This is a genomic window from Exiguobacterium sp. s127 (assembly GCF_018618695.1).
GTDB classification, from domain to species: Bacteria; Bacillota; Bacilli; order Exiguobacteriales; family Exiguobacteriaceae; genus Exiguobacterium_A; species Exiguobacterium_A oxidotolerans.
The window spans coordinates 68,930-84,494 of sequence record NZ_JACSMO010000009.1; the positions used below are offsets into that span (position 1 = coordinate 68,930).

Genomic DNA, 15,565 nt, shown 5'->3' on the forward strand with positions numbered 1-15,565 from the left:
ATGGTATACGAAGGATTTTTAACGGGCGAAGGACTCCGGGTTGCGATCGTCGCGGCACGGTTCAATGAATTGATCACTTCTAAATTAGTCGGAGGAGCAAACGATGCCTTCCGTCGTCACGGTGTCGAAGCGGATAGCGTCGATACGGCGTGGGTGCCGGGCGCATTCGAGATTCCGCTCGTCGCGGAGAAACTGGCGAAAAGCGGTAAGTATGATGCCATCATCACACTCGGTGCCGTCATCCGCGGTGCGACGTCGCATTACGATTATGTCTGCAATGAAGTCGCGAAAGGTGTTGCCGGTGCGTCGCGTGAGACGGGTGTTCCGATCATCTTCGGTGTATTGACGACGGACTCGATTGAACAAGCGGTCGAACGGGCCGGCACGAAAGCAGGGAACAAAGGGTATGAGTCGGCGGTCTCTGCCATCGAGATGGCGAACTTGTTACGCAGCTTTCAGTAATGTTTCTCTATCGGATGTAAAACGGGGACGGACGTAAAGGTCAATTCGCCACCTGTTAAATCGTTCAAAAGGAATCACTCGTTTCACGCGACTCCTGCAGGAAAGCGCGTGAAATGAGCGATTCCTTTTTGAGGTCGCGCCCCTCTTACATGCGATAGAAATTTTTTTGGTTTTTATCAATAATTCATGGTCACGGATACACGGGATGGTATAACCACCGTATAATAATAAAAGTACGGAAAACTTAGAGGTTTGGAAGAAAGGGGGGCGAATGAACATGAAGCGGATTCATTACGTATACGGCGTTCTTTTATTTAGTTTGAGCTATTATAGTTGGATCTGGTTTTATGCCGATCGACCGGAACTGGCATCGTGGGGAAATAACATTTTTTCTATCATAGGCTGTATAGCTGCAACATTATTCTTACTGCACACATATCGAACGAATGGCCGGGACCAAGGCCGGTTTTTTCTCTATCTTGCTTTCGGAACAGGAAGTTATCTGATTGCGGAACTGATTTGGATGTCTTATGAAAATATCCAACAGGTTGCCGTTCCTTTTCCCGGTCTGCCGGACCCTTTTTATATGTTGCAATCGTTCTTTTTCTTTATGGCATTTCTTCATTTGATTCGAAAATACGTGACGAAACATCAATTGATTCGATTCGTGTTTGATATTTTAATCGTCATGACTGTCGCTGTGACATACAGCTGGTTTTTCTTGGTTCGTCCTTCTTTAGCGGATGGGCAAGCGTCGACAGCGGAAAACTTCGTCGCGTTCGCGTATCCGATGAATGATGTCGTATTGCTGTTTTGTGTCATCAGCATCTACTTCTTAATCGAAAAACGACAAACTGTCACACGACCGACCTGTTTCTCCTTTTTGTTAATCGGAATATTAATTCAGATTATCGCCGATACCCTTTTTCTATATATGACGACCATCCATGGGTATGAGAACACCGCAGCGATTGATCCGTTATTCATTTTAAGTTTATTGTTAGTCGCGATTTCCGGTCATGCGGGAGAAGTGACGATGGAACATATCCGAGTCGATCAGGAAGAAAGGCAATCCTTGCATCTCGGGCGATTGTTTTTACCGTATTTCCTCGTACTTCTATTGTTCTCAACAATGCTGTTTTATGCGCAACGGGGAGATGCCTTAAATGGATTGATGATTGGTTGCGGGGTGACGATTCTCTTAATTTTAGTCCGGCAAATTTTAATGATTTTAAGTAACCATCAATTGATTCAAGAAATCCACCATAAGGCGGATGAGTTGGAAGAGAGTAAGGAACGTTATGAATCACTCTTTACGTATCATCCGGATGCCGTTTATTCTCTTGATTTGAAAGGACAAATTGAAAGTGCGAACCCATCATTCGAAAAACTGACGGAACATTGTGAGAGCGAGTTGATTGGTCGGTCGTACGATCAATTGCTTGGACAAGGCACTTCTGCCATGGCGGATCAAGATAAGATGAGCGCTGAACAATTCGAGACGGTGTTTCGAAAGGAAGGTGGCAACAATGTCCTGCTCAGCGTGACGACAATTCCGATTCGTGTCCGAAAACGACTTGTTGGTTTGTTCGGCATCGGTCGTGATATCACAGACATGCGGAAAAATGAATTGAAAATCCATCAGCTTGCGTACTATGACCATTTGACGAAAGCGGTCAATCGAAAGTACTTCGAAGAGATGTTACATCATTTAGTCGAGCAAGAACAAAGTCAAGAAACGATCATTCTTTGCTTCATCGACTTAAACGATTTTAAACTCGTGAATGACTCGTTTGGACATCACATCGGCGATCAATTGCTGATTCAAGTCGCAGAACGCTTACGCCGCGCGACAGAAATCGAAGACGTCGTCGCCCGACAAGGGGGCGATGAATTCACGGTCATTCTCCGTCATATCGTGTCGGAAGAAGGGGCGAGAACCCGGACCGGGCGCCTTCTTAACCAGTTGAGCATACCGTACAATATTGAAGGACTTGAAGTCGTCTCGAGCCCGAGCATCGGAGTAGTTCGCCATCAAAGAACGGAACCGAAACATGTCGTGACGTTATTAAAACAAGCGGATTTAGCGATGTATCAGGCAAAGGCGAAAGGTGGAAAAAAGGTCGTCTTCTTTGATGATATTGCGGAAGCGGCGTCATACCGGCTACGACTTGAGTCGGAGCTCCCCCATGCGATTGAGACGAATCAACTCGTCCTGTACTATCAACCTCAAGTTGACACCATCACGTATCAGATGGTCGGTGTCGAGGGGTTGGTCCGTTGGAATCATCCGAAGCTCGGAATGATTTCACCGAACGATTTCATTCCCCTCGCGGAAGAAGCGGGGATGATCATTCGTCTTGGCGAATGGGTTTTACGTGCAGGCTTTTTGCAGGCGAAACGCTGGGAGGATAAAGGAATCGAGTTGAAGGTCGGTCTGAATGTCTCGATGCAACAGTTCCATCACCCAACGTTCGTCCTGACGTTGATGCAACTTTTAGCAGAAACAGACGTCGACCCGAGGCGAATCGATTTAGAAATCACGGAGGTATCGGCAGTCGAAGACATCGAGGTTACGGTCAAGACGATGCATCGTTTGAAAGAGCTGGGGTTCACGATTTCGATTGATGATTTCGGGACAGGCTATTCCTCATTATCCCGTCTCGTCGATTTCCCGATTGATACGTTAAAGATTCCGCGTGAATTTGTTAAAAAAATCAATATCGAGACGAGTGGGTATGCGATGATTTCCTCCATCATTCATTTAGCAAAATCGCTGGATGTAGCAGTCATCGCGGAAGGGGTCGAGACGCTCGAACAAGTCAACGTCTTGAATCGCTTGAAGTGTACACGGATGCAAGGTTATTATTTCGGTCGTCCGATGCGGCCTGAAGCCATTGAGCTGTTGCTCTATCCGGATCAGCGCTAAGCGTAACCGAATCAGTTTGAAACTTTTTCCAAAATCGACTCGTAGACACAGGTAAACGAGGAGGGAACGCACATGAAGAAGGGAAGATGGTTTTTTTCGCTGGCAATGGTTTCTTCGGTCGGTCTTGCCGGATGCAGTCAAGACGACCTGTCGAATAGTGAACTGTTAAAAAAGGCGACGGCAGCACAGGAGGATATTCAGTCGTTTCATATGGAGAGCGACATCTTTTCAGAAGTCGGCGGTCTGCCTGTCAGTCAGCAAGTCGCAGCAGATGTCATTCAAAAACCCTATACGATGCATCAAACGATTAAGATGAAGAATGTCGAGGATGGCTCGGATGTACAAATGGAGAGCTATATGCTCGACGACAAGATGTATATCGCACAGGACGGGCAATGGTTTGTCCAAGACATCTCGGAGATGAATGACATCATGGAATCATCCGTCTCGACCGATCAGAACCTGAAACTGTTGAAGAAGTATAAAGACAATTGGACAGCCGAAAGAAAAGATGAACTCTATCAAATTGATGTGGACTTGACGGGGGACGACTTGAAAAACTTCATGAAAGACGCGCTCGAACAATCGGGACAGATGGCGCAGATGAAAGAGATGATGGATCAAGTGGATTATAAAAAGATGGAATATACGATGACATATGACGCAAAGACGTATTATCCGAAGACGCTCGATATGACGATGGAGTTTGAAATCACAGAAGGCACGACCTTTAAGATGACGAATGAATCCACGTTTTCGAAATTCAATGCCATCGAGTCGATTGAGCTGCCGGAAGAGGCAAAAGAGGCCCAATCGATTACTGATATGAACCAATGACGAACAGCCGATTTTCCCCGACGTGACACGCCGGAGGAGGTCGGCGTTTTTTTCATGTGTGGAACATCTCTGAAAGGGGAACTTAGGAAATAGGGTTGACAGTATTCTGTCAATTCTGAAAAAATGGGAAAGTCTACATACGAATTGCAGAGGGGGGAAAAGCATGGGAACGTCATTCACTGAGTGGGTAAGTTCGGTGTCAAATTTGGTTTGGGGAGCACCGTTACTGATCCTATTAGTCGGAACAGGCATTTACTTAACGATTCGTTTAGGATTCATTCAAATTACAAAACTTCCTTATGCGTTAAAGCTCGCGTTTACGAAACAAGAGGACTCGAAACAATCGGAAGGGGACATCAGTCATTTTCAGGCATTAATGACCGCACTGGCAGCAACGGTCGGTACGGGGAATATCGTCGGTGTCGCAACAGCCGTCGTCCTTGGGGGACCAGGTGCGATCGTCTGGATGTGGTTATCCGGATTATTCGGCATGGCGACCAAATATGCGGAGGCGATTCTCGCCGTCAAATACCGTGTCGTCGATGAAAAGGGGCAGATGGCCGGAGGGCCGATGTACTATCTTGAACGGGGGCTCAAGCAAAAGTGGCTCGGGATTTTATTTGCCGCTTTCGCTTCGATTGCCGCTTTCGGGATTGGTAACGGGGTTCAAACGAACTCGGTCGCGCTCGCGATGAAGTCAACGTTCGATGTACCGCTCTACGTGACCGGAATCGTCTTAATGGTCGCAACAGGTGGCGTCATTTTGGGTGGTGTCAAATCGATTGGGAAAGTCGTCAGCTTTTTCGTGCCATTCATGATTTTCTTTTATGTCGGAAGTGGTTTATTGATCCTGATCATGAACTATGACTTGATTCCAGCGGCATTTTCAACAATTTTCAGCAGCACGTTCTCGAATGAAGCGATTACGGGTGGTGCAATCGGGGCGGCGATTCGTTACGGTGTCGCCCGAGGCGTCTTCTCGAATGAGGCGGGTCTCGGTTCAGCGCCAATCGCGGCGGCGGCTGCGAAAACCGATTTCCCGGGACGACAAGCACTCGTCTCGATGACACAAGTCTTCCTTGATACGATTCTCGTCTGTTCGATGACAGGATTGACGCTCGTCATGGGTGGAAAAATCGGGACCGGATTAGAAGGAGTCGAATTGACGACTGCAAGTTTTGAAGTGTTCCTCGGTCCGACCGGAAAGTATATCGTCACGATTGGACTTGTCTTGTTTGCCTTTTCAACAGTCCTCGGCTGGTCGTATTACGGTGAAAAATCGATTTATTATCTCTTTGGTCAAAAATCAATCGTGCCGTACCGCGTCGTATTTGTTCTCGTCGCCGGACTGGGCGCGATGACGACGAACTTGAACATGGTTTGGGCCATCTCGGACGTCTTCAACGGTTTGATGGCAATCCCGAACTTGATTGGTCTGCTTGGTCTGTCCGGCGTCGTCATTGCCGAGACGAGGTTGTTCCGCGAACAGCTGAAAAAAGAACAGGCAAATCGAAACGCCTCCTGAATCCAAAAGCGATCATTTCTTTTGGAGGTGAATCCGACGCAGGAGTCAGATCACAATCCATCAAACGGCCGACGCTTCCGACTTTTTACGGAAGCATCGGCCGTTTCTATGCAAATTCTTATCGTTCACAAAGGAAAGGGAGGCGGATTTCCAGATCATACACTGGAAATCCACCTCCCTTTATTCATTTCAAGTCGTTAAGTGGTCCGGTAGAACATGACCGACTCATATGGACGTAATGTGACGTTGCGCCCGTCTTGTGCGACATCAGGATAGTTCTGAATCAAGACGTCGGCGTCCGACATCGTCTCTGGTAACGTGAACGTCTTTTCTGAACTGTAGAAGTTCGAGAGGACGAGCAGCTGTTCGTCCTCTGTCGTTCGTTCGTACGCCCAAATCGACAAGTCGTCCGGTGTGAGAAGACGATACATTCCGTTCGTCAACACGTCATATTGTTTTCGTAATTGAATCAACTTTTTATAGTGGTGGAACACCGAATCAGGATTAGCGATGGCCGCTTTGACATTGATGTCAGTATAGTTCGGAGCGACGTCGATCCACGGCGTTGCTTCTGAAAAACCGGCGTGAAGCGTCGAGTCCCATTGCATCGGTGTTCGGGCATTGTCGCGTGATTTTTGGCGGATTGCCGCAAGAATCTGTTCAGGTGCTTCGCCCTGAACAATTTTTTCTTCATAGAGATTCAGTGTTTCGACGTCACGATAATCTGTAAGATCCGTGAAATCCGGATTCGTCATCCCGATTTCTTCACCTTGATAAATATACGGTGTGCCTTGTAGACCGTGTAACGTCGTCGCGAGCATCTTCGCGCTTTCGACGCGGTAGACGGTATCATCACCGAAACGGCTGACGACACGGGGCTGGTCGTGGTTGCACCAAAAGATGGCATTCCACGCTTTTCCCTGCATCCCGACCTGCCAGTCCGACAGGATCCGTTTTAACTCAAGAAAATCGAATGGCGCGACTGTCCATTTTTGACCGTCCGGATAGTCGACTTTTAAATGGTGGAAGTTAAAGGTCATCTTCAACTCTTCCTCGCTGACATTTGAATACTGCCGGCAATGATTGAGTGTCGTCGAGGACATCTCACCGACCGTCATCAAGTCATGACCGTCAAACACACGTTGATTCATTTCCTGGAGGTACTCATGGACACGAGGTCCATCCGTATAAAAGGTTCTGCCGTCTCCAGTCGGGTCATTTGGGAACGATTGATCCTTCGAGATGAGATTGATGACATCCAGGCGGAATCCACGGACCCCTTTGTCGCGCCAAAACTGCATCATCTGATAGATGTCTTCGCGAAGACGCGGGTTTTCCCAGTTGAGATCGGCTTGGGTTTGATCGAACAAATGAAGATAATATTTGCCGGCGACTTCATCAAATGACCAGGCCGGACCACCGAACTTCGACTGCCAGTTGGTCGGTTCATCCCGCCAAATGAAATAATCATGATACGGACTGTCGGGATTCCGTCCTTGCTGGAACCAGTCGTGCTCCGTTGAACAGTGATTGACGACGATATCCATCATCACCGCTAAATCACGTTTCGTTGCTTCCGCAAGCAGGTCATCGAAGTCTTGCATCGTCCCGTAAGAAGGGTCAATCGCATAATAGTCGCTGACATCGTACCCATTGTCATTTTGTGGTGAGGCATAGACGGGTGTCAGCCATAAATAATCAATGCCGAGTGACGCGAGATAGTCGAGTTTTTCCGTGACGCCACGGAGTGTGCCCGTCGCTTTTCCTTCCGGGCTGTAAAAACTTTTCGGATAGATTTGATAAACAGCGGATTTCCGCCAGTCGGTCGTTGTGAGCGTCATACAAGTCACACCTTTCTAAAAACAGTTACGCAGCATCTTTGAGTGCCGCTTTTCGTGCGCGTTTCGTCGAGACGTAATGGAACAGGAACGTACAGACAACCGGGATAACAATCGCAATCACCATACCGATGATGAACGACAAAATCGATCCGGGAACGATTGAGATGAAGGCAGGTAAACCACCGACACCGATTGCAGGAGCTAAGACACCGCTGACGGCGATGAAGGAAGAAGCGATGGCTGATCCGACGAGTGCTGCATAAAATGGATATTTAAAGCGTAAATTGACACCGAACATCGCCGGTTCCGTAATGCCGAAGTAGGCAGAAATCGCGGACGTCGACGCCATGTTTTTATCATTCGCGTTTTTCGCGAGGAAGAGCATGGCGAGCGTCGCTGATCCTTGAGCGATATTCGAGATGGCGATCATCGGCCAGATGAAGGTTGAACCGCTTTGTCCAATCAGTTGAAGATCGACGGCGATGAACATATGGTGCATCCCCGTGATGACGAGTGGTGCATAGAGGGCACCGAACAACAAGGCACCAAGCAATGGTACGGCTTCAAACGTATTGACGACACCAATCGTGATCCAGTCGCCGAGCTGACGCGTGACGGGACCGATGACAGCAAGGGCAAGGAAACCAGTTAAAGTAATCGTCGTTATCGGTACGACGAGGAGTTGGATTGCATTCGGAACACGTTCCTTGAGCCATTTTTCAATCGTACTTAAGACATAGGCTGCTGCGAGTACAGGCAGAATTTGACCTTGGTAACCGACCTTTTCGATTTCGAAGAGACCGAGTATGTTGAATGTCGGAATCTCGCCTTTTAACGCACTTTGTCCATAGTTCCAGGCATTTAAGAGGTCCGGGTGGACAAGCATCAGTCCCATGACGATCCCGAGGACTTCACTTCCGCCAAACCGTTTTGTCGCCGACCAGCCGACAAGTGCCGGTAAGAAGACGAAGGCGGTGTTCGCCATCATGTTGATTAAATCCCATAACCCCTGGAGGTTCGGGTAGCGGTCAATCATCGTTTTTCCGCCGAACTCGATGCCGAAGAGATTGTTGATCCCCATCAAGAGACCAGCGACGATGATGGCAGGAATGATTGGCATGAAGACGTCGGAGAAGACTTTAATCAGTTTCTGGAACGGATTCATCTTGGAAGCACCGGACGATTTGACGTCGGCGATGGTCGTTGCTTTTAATCCGGTCAATTGAATGAATTCGGCATAGACGCGGTCGACATCCCCCGCGCCGATGACGATTTGATAGACGCCGGCATTCAGGAATGCCCCTTTGACGAGCGGGACTTCGAGTAAGGCATCTTGTTCGACGAGGCTTTGATCTTTCAGTGTCAGGCGGAGCCGCGTCACACAATGGGCGGCTTGCTCAATATTATCTTTCCCACCGATTCGTTCGATGAGTTGTTCAGCAATTTGACGGTAATTAGGTTTCATCTCTCATTCTCCTTTTGGATTGAACTGAAGACATCACTTGAAATGAAAACGTTTTCTTATCTGCGCAAATTCATCTTAACTTATCTATATAAGTTAAGTCAATAACTTATATAGATAAGTTTGAAAGAATTGAAGAAGAGGAGACTTCAATCCTTTCTGAATCAAGATAAAAACCGCCTCTCCGACAAAATCGGGAGGCGGTTTAAGACTGTAGACAACGTGCTACCGGGAAATCAAGCGTCTGTTTTCGTTGTGTTCCTCGGGCGAAACGCAAGCCGTTGCTCCTTGATCCTCACGGACAACGAGCAGGGTCTTGCCTGCCTCTGAACGTGCGTTAAAAACGCACTTTTCCCGTAGGAGTCAACGAAACGTGACGCTTTTCAGGTCATACCATGAGGAAAATCCAGGCATGCAAACGGTTTAGAGCGCAATCTGTCTCGAATCGTCTTTTGAGCGGCCATCTTGCGGTCTATCGACGCGCGATATCCGTAAATTGAAATTTATCGAGACGGTGGCGCGATTCCGTATGTTCGAAATGTTGCCCTTCATAATAATACGTGTCATTCGTGATGACGATGACATGCGTCGTCCCTTCTAAGTCGAGTTGTTCCCGATCTTCAGCTGTCGCAGGCTGCGCTTCGATTTTTCGTTTCGCATAGCTGATTTGCCGGTTCAACGTTTGTTCGATATACGTATAAATCGAGCCGGAAGCGACCGTTGAAGTGAGTCCTGGGACGAGTTCTGTCACGAAGTGGTTGATATCAAAAATGACGCGTTCACCGTCGATGATTCGAATTCGTTTGATTCGTGTGATCGATGTTCCTTTTTTTACACTGAATAACTGAGCGAGCTCATCCGTCGCATCGATGATGTCGCAAGACAAAACGTCCGTTTCAACTTCGTGTTGCCCCATTTTTTGATGGGCTTCCGAGAAGCTGACGATGCCATTGAACTGAAACTCGATCGCATCTTGACTCAAGACGAAGACGCCTTTTCCTTGTTGTTTACGAACAAAGCCTTTTTCGAGCAACGCATCGATTGCCTTACGGACCGTCCCGCGACTCGCAGAGAATTCTGCCATCAATTCCGTTTCTGACGGTAATTTCGTTTCAGCAGGTAATGATCCATCCTGAATCCGGGCGGCGAGTTGTCGGGAAATTTGAAGATATTTTGGCATGGGTGTAGACCGTCCTTATTTAAAAGATTTGAAACAAGTGTAGCACGGATTCAGCGACTCCACCCAATCATCCGGCGGTAGGAACTGAAGGCAGGCCAGGCGAGAATCAAGACGGCGAGCCAATACAGGATTTGATTCTCGGACGAAATGACGCCGATGACGGCAGCGAGTATGAACGTCGTATAGACCGTAAAGAGAATGATGAAAAACGGATGCGACTTCGGAAAGACGGTAAAGCGACCGAGTCGCTCGTTTTCGCTACGCACATAAAGCTGACGGCTGATGACGAGAAGCAGGATCGTCAAAGCAGCGCTGTAAATCGCAGGACCGGTTAAATCATTCGATTGGAACAACAACGGGAACGGGGTTGTGACCGTCATCAAAAAATCCAGTGACGATGTGAAATCATCCTTAAGTCCGAAACCGAGTGTCGTGACGGCAGCGATGGCAAAAAACGTGAAGTAATTCAAAAAGAACAGGAACATCCCGATTAAGAGCTGACCGATGATATCACCCGCAATCGTTCCTGCGAACAAGAAAATAGCGAAGACGGTCATATCGAAGATGAAGAATTTAAAAAAGTCATATGTCAGATCGCTCAAAGTGACGTAATCAAACGGATGAATGCCCCCGATGCCTTGTAAGATGAACCAGCTCGAGAAAAAGCCGAGGATTGGAATGATGATCAATACGGCGGCCCCGATACTCAACTTAATGAAGAATAGATGTTTTTTATGAATCGGTAAGGCATGGAGGATTAAACTGCGTCCGCTGCCCCGTTCTTGACCAACCATCAAAATGGCGAAGACGGCAATCAAAAGCGCTCCGAAACCGGCGAAAATCGGGCTGACGAGTACGGTTTGCAAGAGATTTGGTTTTGCATCAAGACGATACGTATCGAAATTTTCGATGGCGGAGAAACTGCTGAAGCCGTAGCTGAAGATTGCGAGTAAAAAGAACGTCGCGAGCGGCCAAATGCCTTGTTTGATATGATAACGAATCAATTGTTTAATCATGACGATTTCCTCCGAACGTTCCTAAAAAATAGTCTTCCATCTGGACCGGTAAGGCGTCCTTTAATAAGGGATTCGTCTTCTCTAAGTAAAGCTTTCCTGCGTCCGATAAGACGAGCAAGGTGACGACGCGTCCGGTTTGTGTCAGGACATGAATGTCATGGTGCTTCAGCTCGGGGACGATCTCGTAGACGACTTGCCATTTTTGCATGCTCGCTTTTGCATCGTCGAGCGTCTTCGGTTCCTTGACGAGGTGCTGTTCGATCGTCATCACGCGGTCCGCGAGCGTATCGAGTTCCTCGAGTTGGTGTGAGGCAATCAAGACGGCTGTCTGACGTTCCGTCAGTAAAGAGACCAGTTGCTGTAAGTAGTTGCGCTTATTAATCCGGTCGAGTCCGTCTGTCGGTTCGTCGAGTAACAAAACAGGGGCGTTCGTCGCAAAGGCGAGTTGCAGCAAGAACAGTTGCGCTTGTCCTTTCGAGAGCGACGTCACTTTCCGACCACGATCGAGGTTCGACGAGCGACAGTAGTTTTCGATGTAGGTCCGTTCGAAGTTCGGATAAAAAGCCTGATAAAACTCAATCAGTGATCCGAGTGTCATCTGACGGTAGACGCCGATGGAGTCGGGAACGAGAAATAGATGCTTCCGTGCTGCCGGGACGTCGTGGATTGACTGGTTGTTCCATTCGACTTTCCCGCGCGAGGGTTCGAGTGCCCCGACAAGTGTTTTCAGTAACGTCGTTTTTCCGGCGCCGTTTCGTCCAATCAATGCTGTGATCGTACCAGCAGGCAATGTGAACGAGGCGTTTTCATAAATCATCGTCGAATCGATTTGTTTTGTTAAGTGTGACACGGTCAACATGATGAATCCTCCCTGTGTTGTATGAGTAACTGATAAAGTTCTTCGTTCGAAATCGATAGTTCATTCGCGACAAGGCAAAGTGTCGTGATGTGCTCTTGAATGGCAGCTTGTTTGACTTGGTCAAGCGGCAAATCCGAGACGAAGGAGCCTTTTCCTCGCATCGTCACGATAAAGTCTCGGCTTTCGAGTTCCTGATAAGCACGGGAGACAGTGTTTGGATTGACGAGTAACGTGCTCGCAAGATCGCGGACCGACGGCATCTGTTCGCCCGACCGTAGGATTCCCCGCGCAATCGCGCGGATGATTTGCGTGACCAGTTGCTCGTAAATCGGGAGCGGACTTTTCGGATCAACGGTAAACATCCTTCCACCTCCTTAAGTGTATTAATTCAATTAGTACACTAATTATAGGAAAATGACCGTCTGACGTCAACTACCGGTCTGACGATGGAAGTGACGGTCGCGAGGAGGTCTTGCTACTGACGTTCTAAATATTTGCTATACTGACGATAGAAGAACCGTCAGGAAGGATGACCGATTATGTTGGATCGATTAAGTGCGTTAGAGGACCGTTATGAAAAATTAAATGATCAGTTGGCTGACCCGGCGATCATTAATGATACGAATCAATTACGAGAGGTCTCAAAGGAGCAATCCCAGCTCGCGCCGACCGTCGAAACGTATCGCGTTTACCGCGATAAGATGGAAGCCTATCAGGAAGCACGTCAAATGTTGACGGATCCCGAGATGCGGGACCTCGCGAAAGAAGAAGTGGCGATCCTGGAGCCGGAAATCAAGGAACTCGAAACGAAATTAAAAGCGTTACTCTTACCGAAGGATCCGAACGACGACAAAAACGTCATCGTCGAGATTCGGGGTGCGGCAGGAGGCGACGAGGCAGCCTTATTTGCGTCTGATCTTTTCAAGATGTATTCGAAGTTTGCTGAGAAACAAGCCTGGAAAATCGAAATCATCGATGCGAGCTACACGGAACTCGGCGGCTATAAAGAAATCATCTTCATCGTCAAAGGGACAGGGGCGTACTCGAAACTGAAATATGAGAACGGCGCCCATCGCGTCCAACGTGTGCCTTCGACAGAGTCAGGCGGACGGATTCATACATCAACAGCGACCGTCGCCGTCTTGCCGGAAGCAGAAGATGTCGAAGTCGAAATTCACGATAAAGATGTCCGCGTCGATACGTTTACATCGAGCGGTCCCGGCGGTCAGTCCGTCAATACGACACAATCCGCTGTCCGCGTGACACACGTGCCGACAGGAATCGTCGCCAGCTGTCAGGATGAGAAATCGCAAATTAAAAATAAAGAAAAAGCAATGAAAGTGTTACGAGCACGCGTCTATGATAAAATTCAACGCGAACAGCAGGCCGAGTACGATGAAAAACGCAAATCAGCTGTCGGGACGGGCGACCGTTCCGAGCGGATCCGGACGTATAACTTCGCTCAAAACCGGGTGACGGATCACCGAATCGGCTTGACGATTCAAAAGCTCGACCGGATTCTCCAAGGCGAGATGGATGAAGTCATCGACACGCTCGTGATGGAGTACCAGGCACGGGCATCGGAGGCGGCGAACTGATGCGGATTGCGAAACGATTGAATCAAGCACAAACGATGTTAGCCGCGGCAGGACGCGAGGCGTCGAGTGCCGAATGGTTACTTATGCATGTGTTACAAGTCGACCGGACGGGATTGCTCGTGCGACTTTCGGACGAATTATCGCCGGACGATGACCTGTTATTCAGCGAATACTTACTGGCACACGTCAATGGTGTTCCCGTCCAACATTTGATCGGGTACCAACCCTTTTATGGACGCGATTTTCAGGTTACGCCAGCTGTCCTGATTCCCCGTCCGGAAACGGAAGAATTGATTGAGTTCGTCGTCCGTCGTTTAGGCGGGGAGACGTTCCACCCGGGTGAAATCGTCGATATCGGAACGGGAAGCGGAGCGATCGGGGTCACACTCGCGCTCGAGCTTAGACAGCCGGTCACGACGGTCGATATTTCAGAAGACGCACTTGCGGTCGCGAAAAAAAATCAAGCGGCACTTGGCGGCGACGTAACTTTTTTACAAGGGGATCTGCTTGAGCCGCTCGCCGATCAATCGGTCCGTGTCCTCGTCTCGAACCCGCCTTATATTGAAGAAGATGAGTTGCTCAGTGACGTCGTATTTGACCATGAGCCTCATCTCGCGCTGTTCGGCGGAAAAGACGGTCTCGTCTTTTATCGTCGCTTGATTGACGGCAGCACACGTATTTTAAAGGACGATTTTCGCTTGATTGTGTTTGAAATCGGACACAATCAAGGAAGTGAAGTGCAAATGATGTTAAAAGAGCGTTATCCTACTGCGGAAACGGGTATTTTAAAAGATATAAACGGTAAAGACCGTATCGTGTATGCGGAACGAAAGGATTGTACAGAGTGAAGACGGAAATGATCGATCAACAGACACTGGATGTAGCAGTAAACTTATTAAAAGCAGGGGAAGTCGTCGCGATGCCGACAGAGACCGTTTATGGTCTTGCGGGGGATGCGACGAGCGAGACGGCCGTTCGGCGAATCTTCGCCGCGAAGGGCCGACCGTCCGACAACCCATTGATTGTCCATGTCGCGTCAATCGAACAGGCAGAGCAGTTCGTCACTCATATTCCGGCTGTCGCGAAACGTTTGATGGATACGTTTTGGCCAGGTGCCTTGACGATCATTCTAGAATCGAACGGAACCGCTTCAAGCCTCGTCACCGCAGGACTTGATACGATTGGATTACGGATGCCGGACCATCCTCTTGCACTTCAATTGATTGAAGCGACAGGACTAGGGTTAGCGGCACCGAGTGCCAACCGTTCCGGAAAACCTTCTCCGACGTCATCGGCACATGTCGCCTATGACCTCTCGGGACGAATCGCAGCAATCGTCGATGGGGGAGAAACCGGTATCGGTGTTGAATCGACCGTCATCGACTGTACGATGACACCTCCGGTCATTTTACGACCGGGCGGCGTCACACGTGAGCAGCTGGAAGGCGAGATCGGCACCGTGGCACTCGATCCTGCTTTATCGATGAAAGATAAAACACCGAAGGCACCGGGAATGAAGTACACGCACTACGCACCGGAAGCAACACTGTCCGTCGTGGCGGGCGACCTCTCTTTCCTGCAGCAGCTCATCGATGAAGCACGCCAAACCGGACAAAAGACCGGCGTCATTCTCTTTGACGGAGAAGACGTCGAAGCAGATGTCCGCTGTTTCCTCGGCACGACCGCAGAAACAGCGGCACAGCGTCTTTACGATTGTTTACGGCGATTTGATCAGACGACGGTGGATCAGATTTTTGTACGGGACCTATCAGAAGAAGGGGTTGGGCTAGCAGTCCGAAATCGGCTCCATAAGGCAGCAGGTGGTCGGATCATTCGCCCGTAAAGAAGGAGGATAC

General features: G+C 48.8%; 13 protein-coding genes. 7 read left to right on the forward strand and 6 right to left on the reverse strand.

The window, feature by feature from the left end:
• The 4 genes from ribH (at nucleotide 1) to KNP98_RS12055 (ending at nucleotide 5,753) form a co-directional block, all read left to right on the forward strand.
• Nucleotides 1-462 carry a 6,7-dimethyl-8-ribityllumazine synthase gene (ribH, locus tag KNP98_RS12040; RefSeq protein WP_088837990.1) on the forward strand — a complete coding sequence of 154 codons (462 nt, stop codon included), beginning with the start codon at nucleotides 1-3 and terminating at the stop codon, nucleotides 460-462.
• Between the two features lie 277 nt (nucleotides 463-739).
• Complete coding sequence (locus KNP98_RS12045) at nucleotides 740-3,391, forward strand: putative bifunctional diguanylate cyclase/phosphodiesterase (protein WP_251132101.1); 2,652 nt, start codon at nucleotides 740-742, stop codon at nucleotides 3,389-3,391.
• A 72-nt stretch (nucleotides 3,392-3,463) separates the two neighbouring features.
• Complete coding sequence (locus KNP98_RS12050) at nucleotides 3,464-4,228, forward strand: DUF6612 family protein (protein ID WP_214767780.1); 765 nt, start codon at nucleotides 3,464-3,466, stop codon at nucleotides 4,226-4,228.
• A gap of 163 nt (nucleotides 4,229-4,391) precedes the next feature.
• Nucleotides 4,392-5,753 (forward strand): alanine/glycine:cation symporter family protein, encoded by a 1,362-nt coding sequence (locus tag KNP98_RS12055; RefSeq protein ID WP_088837987.1) that lies wholly within the window; start codon nucleotides 4,392-4,394, stop codon nucleotides 5,751-5,753.
• 197 nt (nucleotides 5,754-5,950) lie between these two features.
• On the opposite strand, the gene treC is transcribed toward KNP98_RS12055, so the two are convergent.
• The 6 genes from treC to KNP98_RS12085 form a co-directional block, all read right to left on the reverse strand.
• Nucleotides 5,951-7,594, reverse strand: a complete 1,644-nt coding sequence (gene treC / locus KNP98_RS12060; protein ID WP_214811538.1) for an alpha,alpha-phosphotrehalase — start codon at nucleotides 7,592-7,594, stop codon at nucleotides 5,951-5,953.
• Between the two features lie 25 nt (nucleotides 7,595-7,619).
• Complete coding sequence (gene treP, locus KNP98_RS12065) at nucleotides 7,620-9,059, reverse strand: PTS system trehalose-specific EIIBC component (protein ID WP_088837985.1); 1,440 nt, start codon at nucleotides 9,057-9,059, stop codon at nucleotides 7,620-7,622.
• A gap of 469 nt (nucleotides 9,060-9,528) precedes the next feature.
• Nucleotides 9,529-10,236 carry a trehalose operon repressor gene (gene treR, locus KNP98_RS12070; RefSeq protein ID WP_088837984.1) on the reverse strand — a complete coding sequence of 236 codons (708 nt, stop codon included), beginning with the start codon at nucleotides 10,234-10,236 and terminating at the stop codon, nucleotides 9,529-9,531.
• A gap of 50 nt (nucleotides 10,237-10,286) precedes the next feature.
• A complete protein-coding gene (locus tag KNP98_RS12075) occupies nucleotides 10,287-11,252 on the reverse strand; it encodes a hypothetical protein (RefSeq protein ID WP_088837983.1) in 966 nt (321 codons plus the stop codon).
• The gene (locus KNP98_RS12080) at nucleotides 11,245-12,111 is read right to left on the reverse strand and encodes an ATP-binding cassette domain-containing protein (RefSeq protein WP_214767772.1); all 867 of its coding nucleotides are present in this window, start codon (nucleotides 12,109-12,111) and stop codon (nucleotides 11,245-11,247) included. Before KNP98_RS12080 ends, KNP98_RS12075 begins: the two co-directional genes overlap by 8 nt.
• Complete coding sequence (locus KNP98_RS12085; protein ID WP_088837981.1) at nucleotides 12,105-12,473, reverse strand: GntR family transcriptional regulator; 369 nt, start codon at nucleotides 12,471-12,473, stop codon at nucleotides 12,105-12,107. The genes KNP98_RS12080 and KNP98_RS12085 overlap by 7 nt, the downstream gene beginning before the upstream one ends.
• A gap of 177 nt (nucleotides 12,474-12,650) precedes the next feature.
• On the opposite strand from KNP98_RS12085, the gene prfA reads away from it, so the two are divergent.
• From prfA to KNP98_RS12100, 3 genes are read left to right on the forward strand one after another with little or no spacing between them, the layout of a single operon-like run.
• The gene (prfA, locus tag KNP98_RS12090) at nucleotides 12,651-13,709 is read left to right on the forward strand and encodes a peptide chain release factor 1 (RefSeq protein ID WP_029331769.1); all 1,059 of its coding nucleotides are present in this window, start codon (nucleotides 12,651-12,653) and stop codon (nucleotides 13,707-13,709) included.
• Nucleotides 13,709-14,557, forward strand: coding sequence for a peptide chain release factor N(5)-glutamine methyltransferase (gene prmC, locus KNP98_RS12095; RefSeq protein ID WP_214811540.1), 849 nt, complete (start codon nucleotides 13,709-13,711; stop codon nucleotides 14,555-14,557). Before prfA ends, prmC begins: the two co-directional genes overlap by 1 nt.
• Nucleotides 14,554-15,552: an L-threonylcarbamoyladenylate synthase gene (locus KNP98_RS12100; protein ID WP_088837979.1), complete on the forward strand. Its 999-nt coding sequence runs from the start codon at nucleotides 14,554-14,556 to the stop codon at nucleotides 15,550-15,552. Before prmC ends, KNP98_RS12100 begins: the two co-directional genes overlap by 4 nt.
• Nucleotides 15,553-15,565: the final 13 nt, after the last annotated feature.

Coding starts and splice junctions, on each gene's coding strand:
- treR (WP_088837984.1), bottom strand. CDS start 10,236: ATGCCAAAATATCTTCAAATTTCCCGACAACTCGCCGCCCGGATTCAG.
- KNP98_RS12045 (WP_251132101.1), top strand. CDS start 740: ATGAAGCGGATTCATTACGTATACGGCGTTCTTTTATTTAGTTTGAGC.
- prmC (WP_214811540.1), top strand. CDS start 13,709: ATGCGGATTGCGAAACGATTGAATCAAGCACAAACGATGTTAGCCGCG.
- ribH (WP_088837990.1), top strand. CDS start 1: ATGGTATACGAAGGATTTTTAACGGGCGAAGGACTCCGGGTTGCGATC.
- treC (WP_214811538.1), bottom strand. CDS start 7,594: ATGACGCTCACAACGACCGACTGGCGGAAATCCGCTGTTTATCAAATC.
- KNP98_RS12050 (WP_214767780.1), top strand. CDS start 3,464: ATGAAGAAGGGAAGATGGTTTTTTTCGCTGGCAATGGTTTCTTCGGTC.
- prfA (WP_029331769.1), top strand. CDS start 12,651: ATGTTGGATCGATTAAGTGCGTTAGAGGACCGTTATGAAAAATTAAAT.
- KNP98_RS12055 (WP_088837987.1), top strand. CDS start 4,392: ATGGGAACGTCATTCACTGAGTGGGTAAGTTCGGTGTCAAATTTGGTT.
- KNP98_RS12080 (WP_214767772.1), bottom strand. CDS start 12,111: ATGTTGACCGTGTCACACTTAACAAAACAAATCGATTCGACGATGATT.
- KNP98_RS12075 (WP_088837983.1), bottom strand. CDS start 11,252: ATGATTAAACAATTGATTCGTTATCATATCAAACAAGGCATTTGGCCG.
- treP (WP_088837985.1), bottom strand. CDS start 9,059: ATGAAACCTAATTACCGTCAAATTGCTGAACAACTCATCGAACGAATC.
- KNP98_RS12085 (WP_088837981.1), bottom strand. CDS start 12,473: ATGTTTACCGTTGATCCGAAAAGTCCGCTCCCGATTTACGAGCAACTG.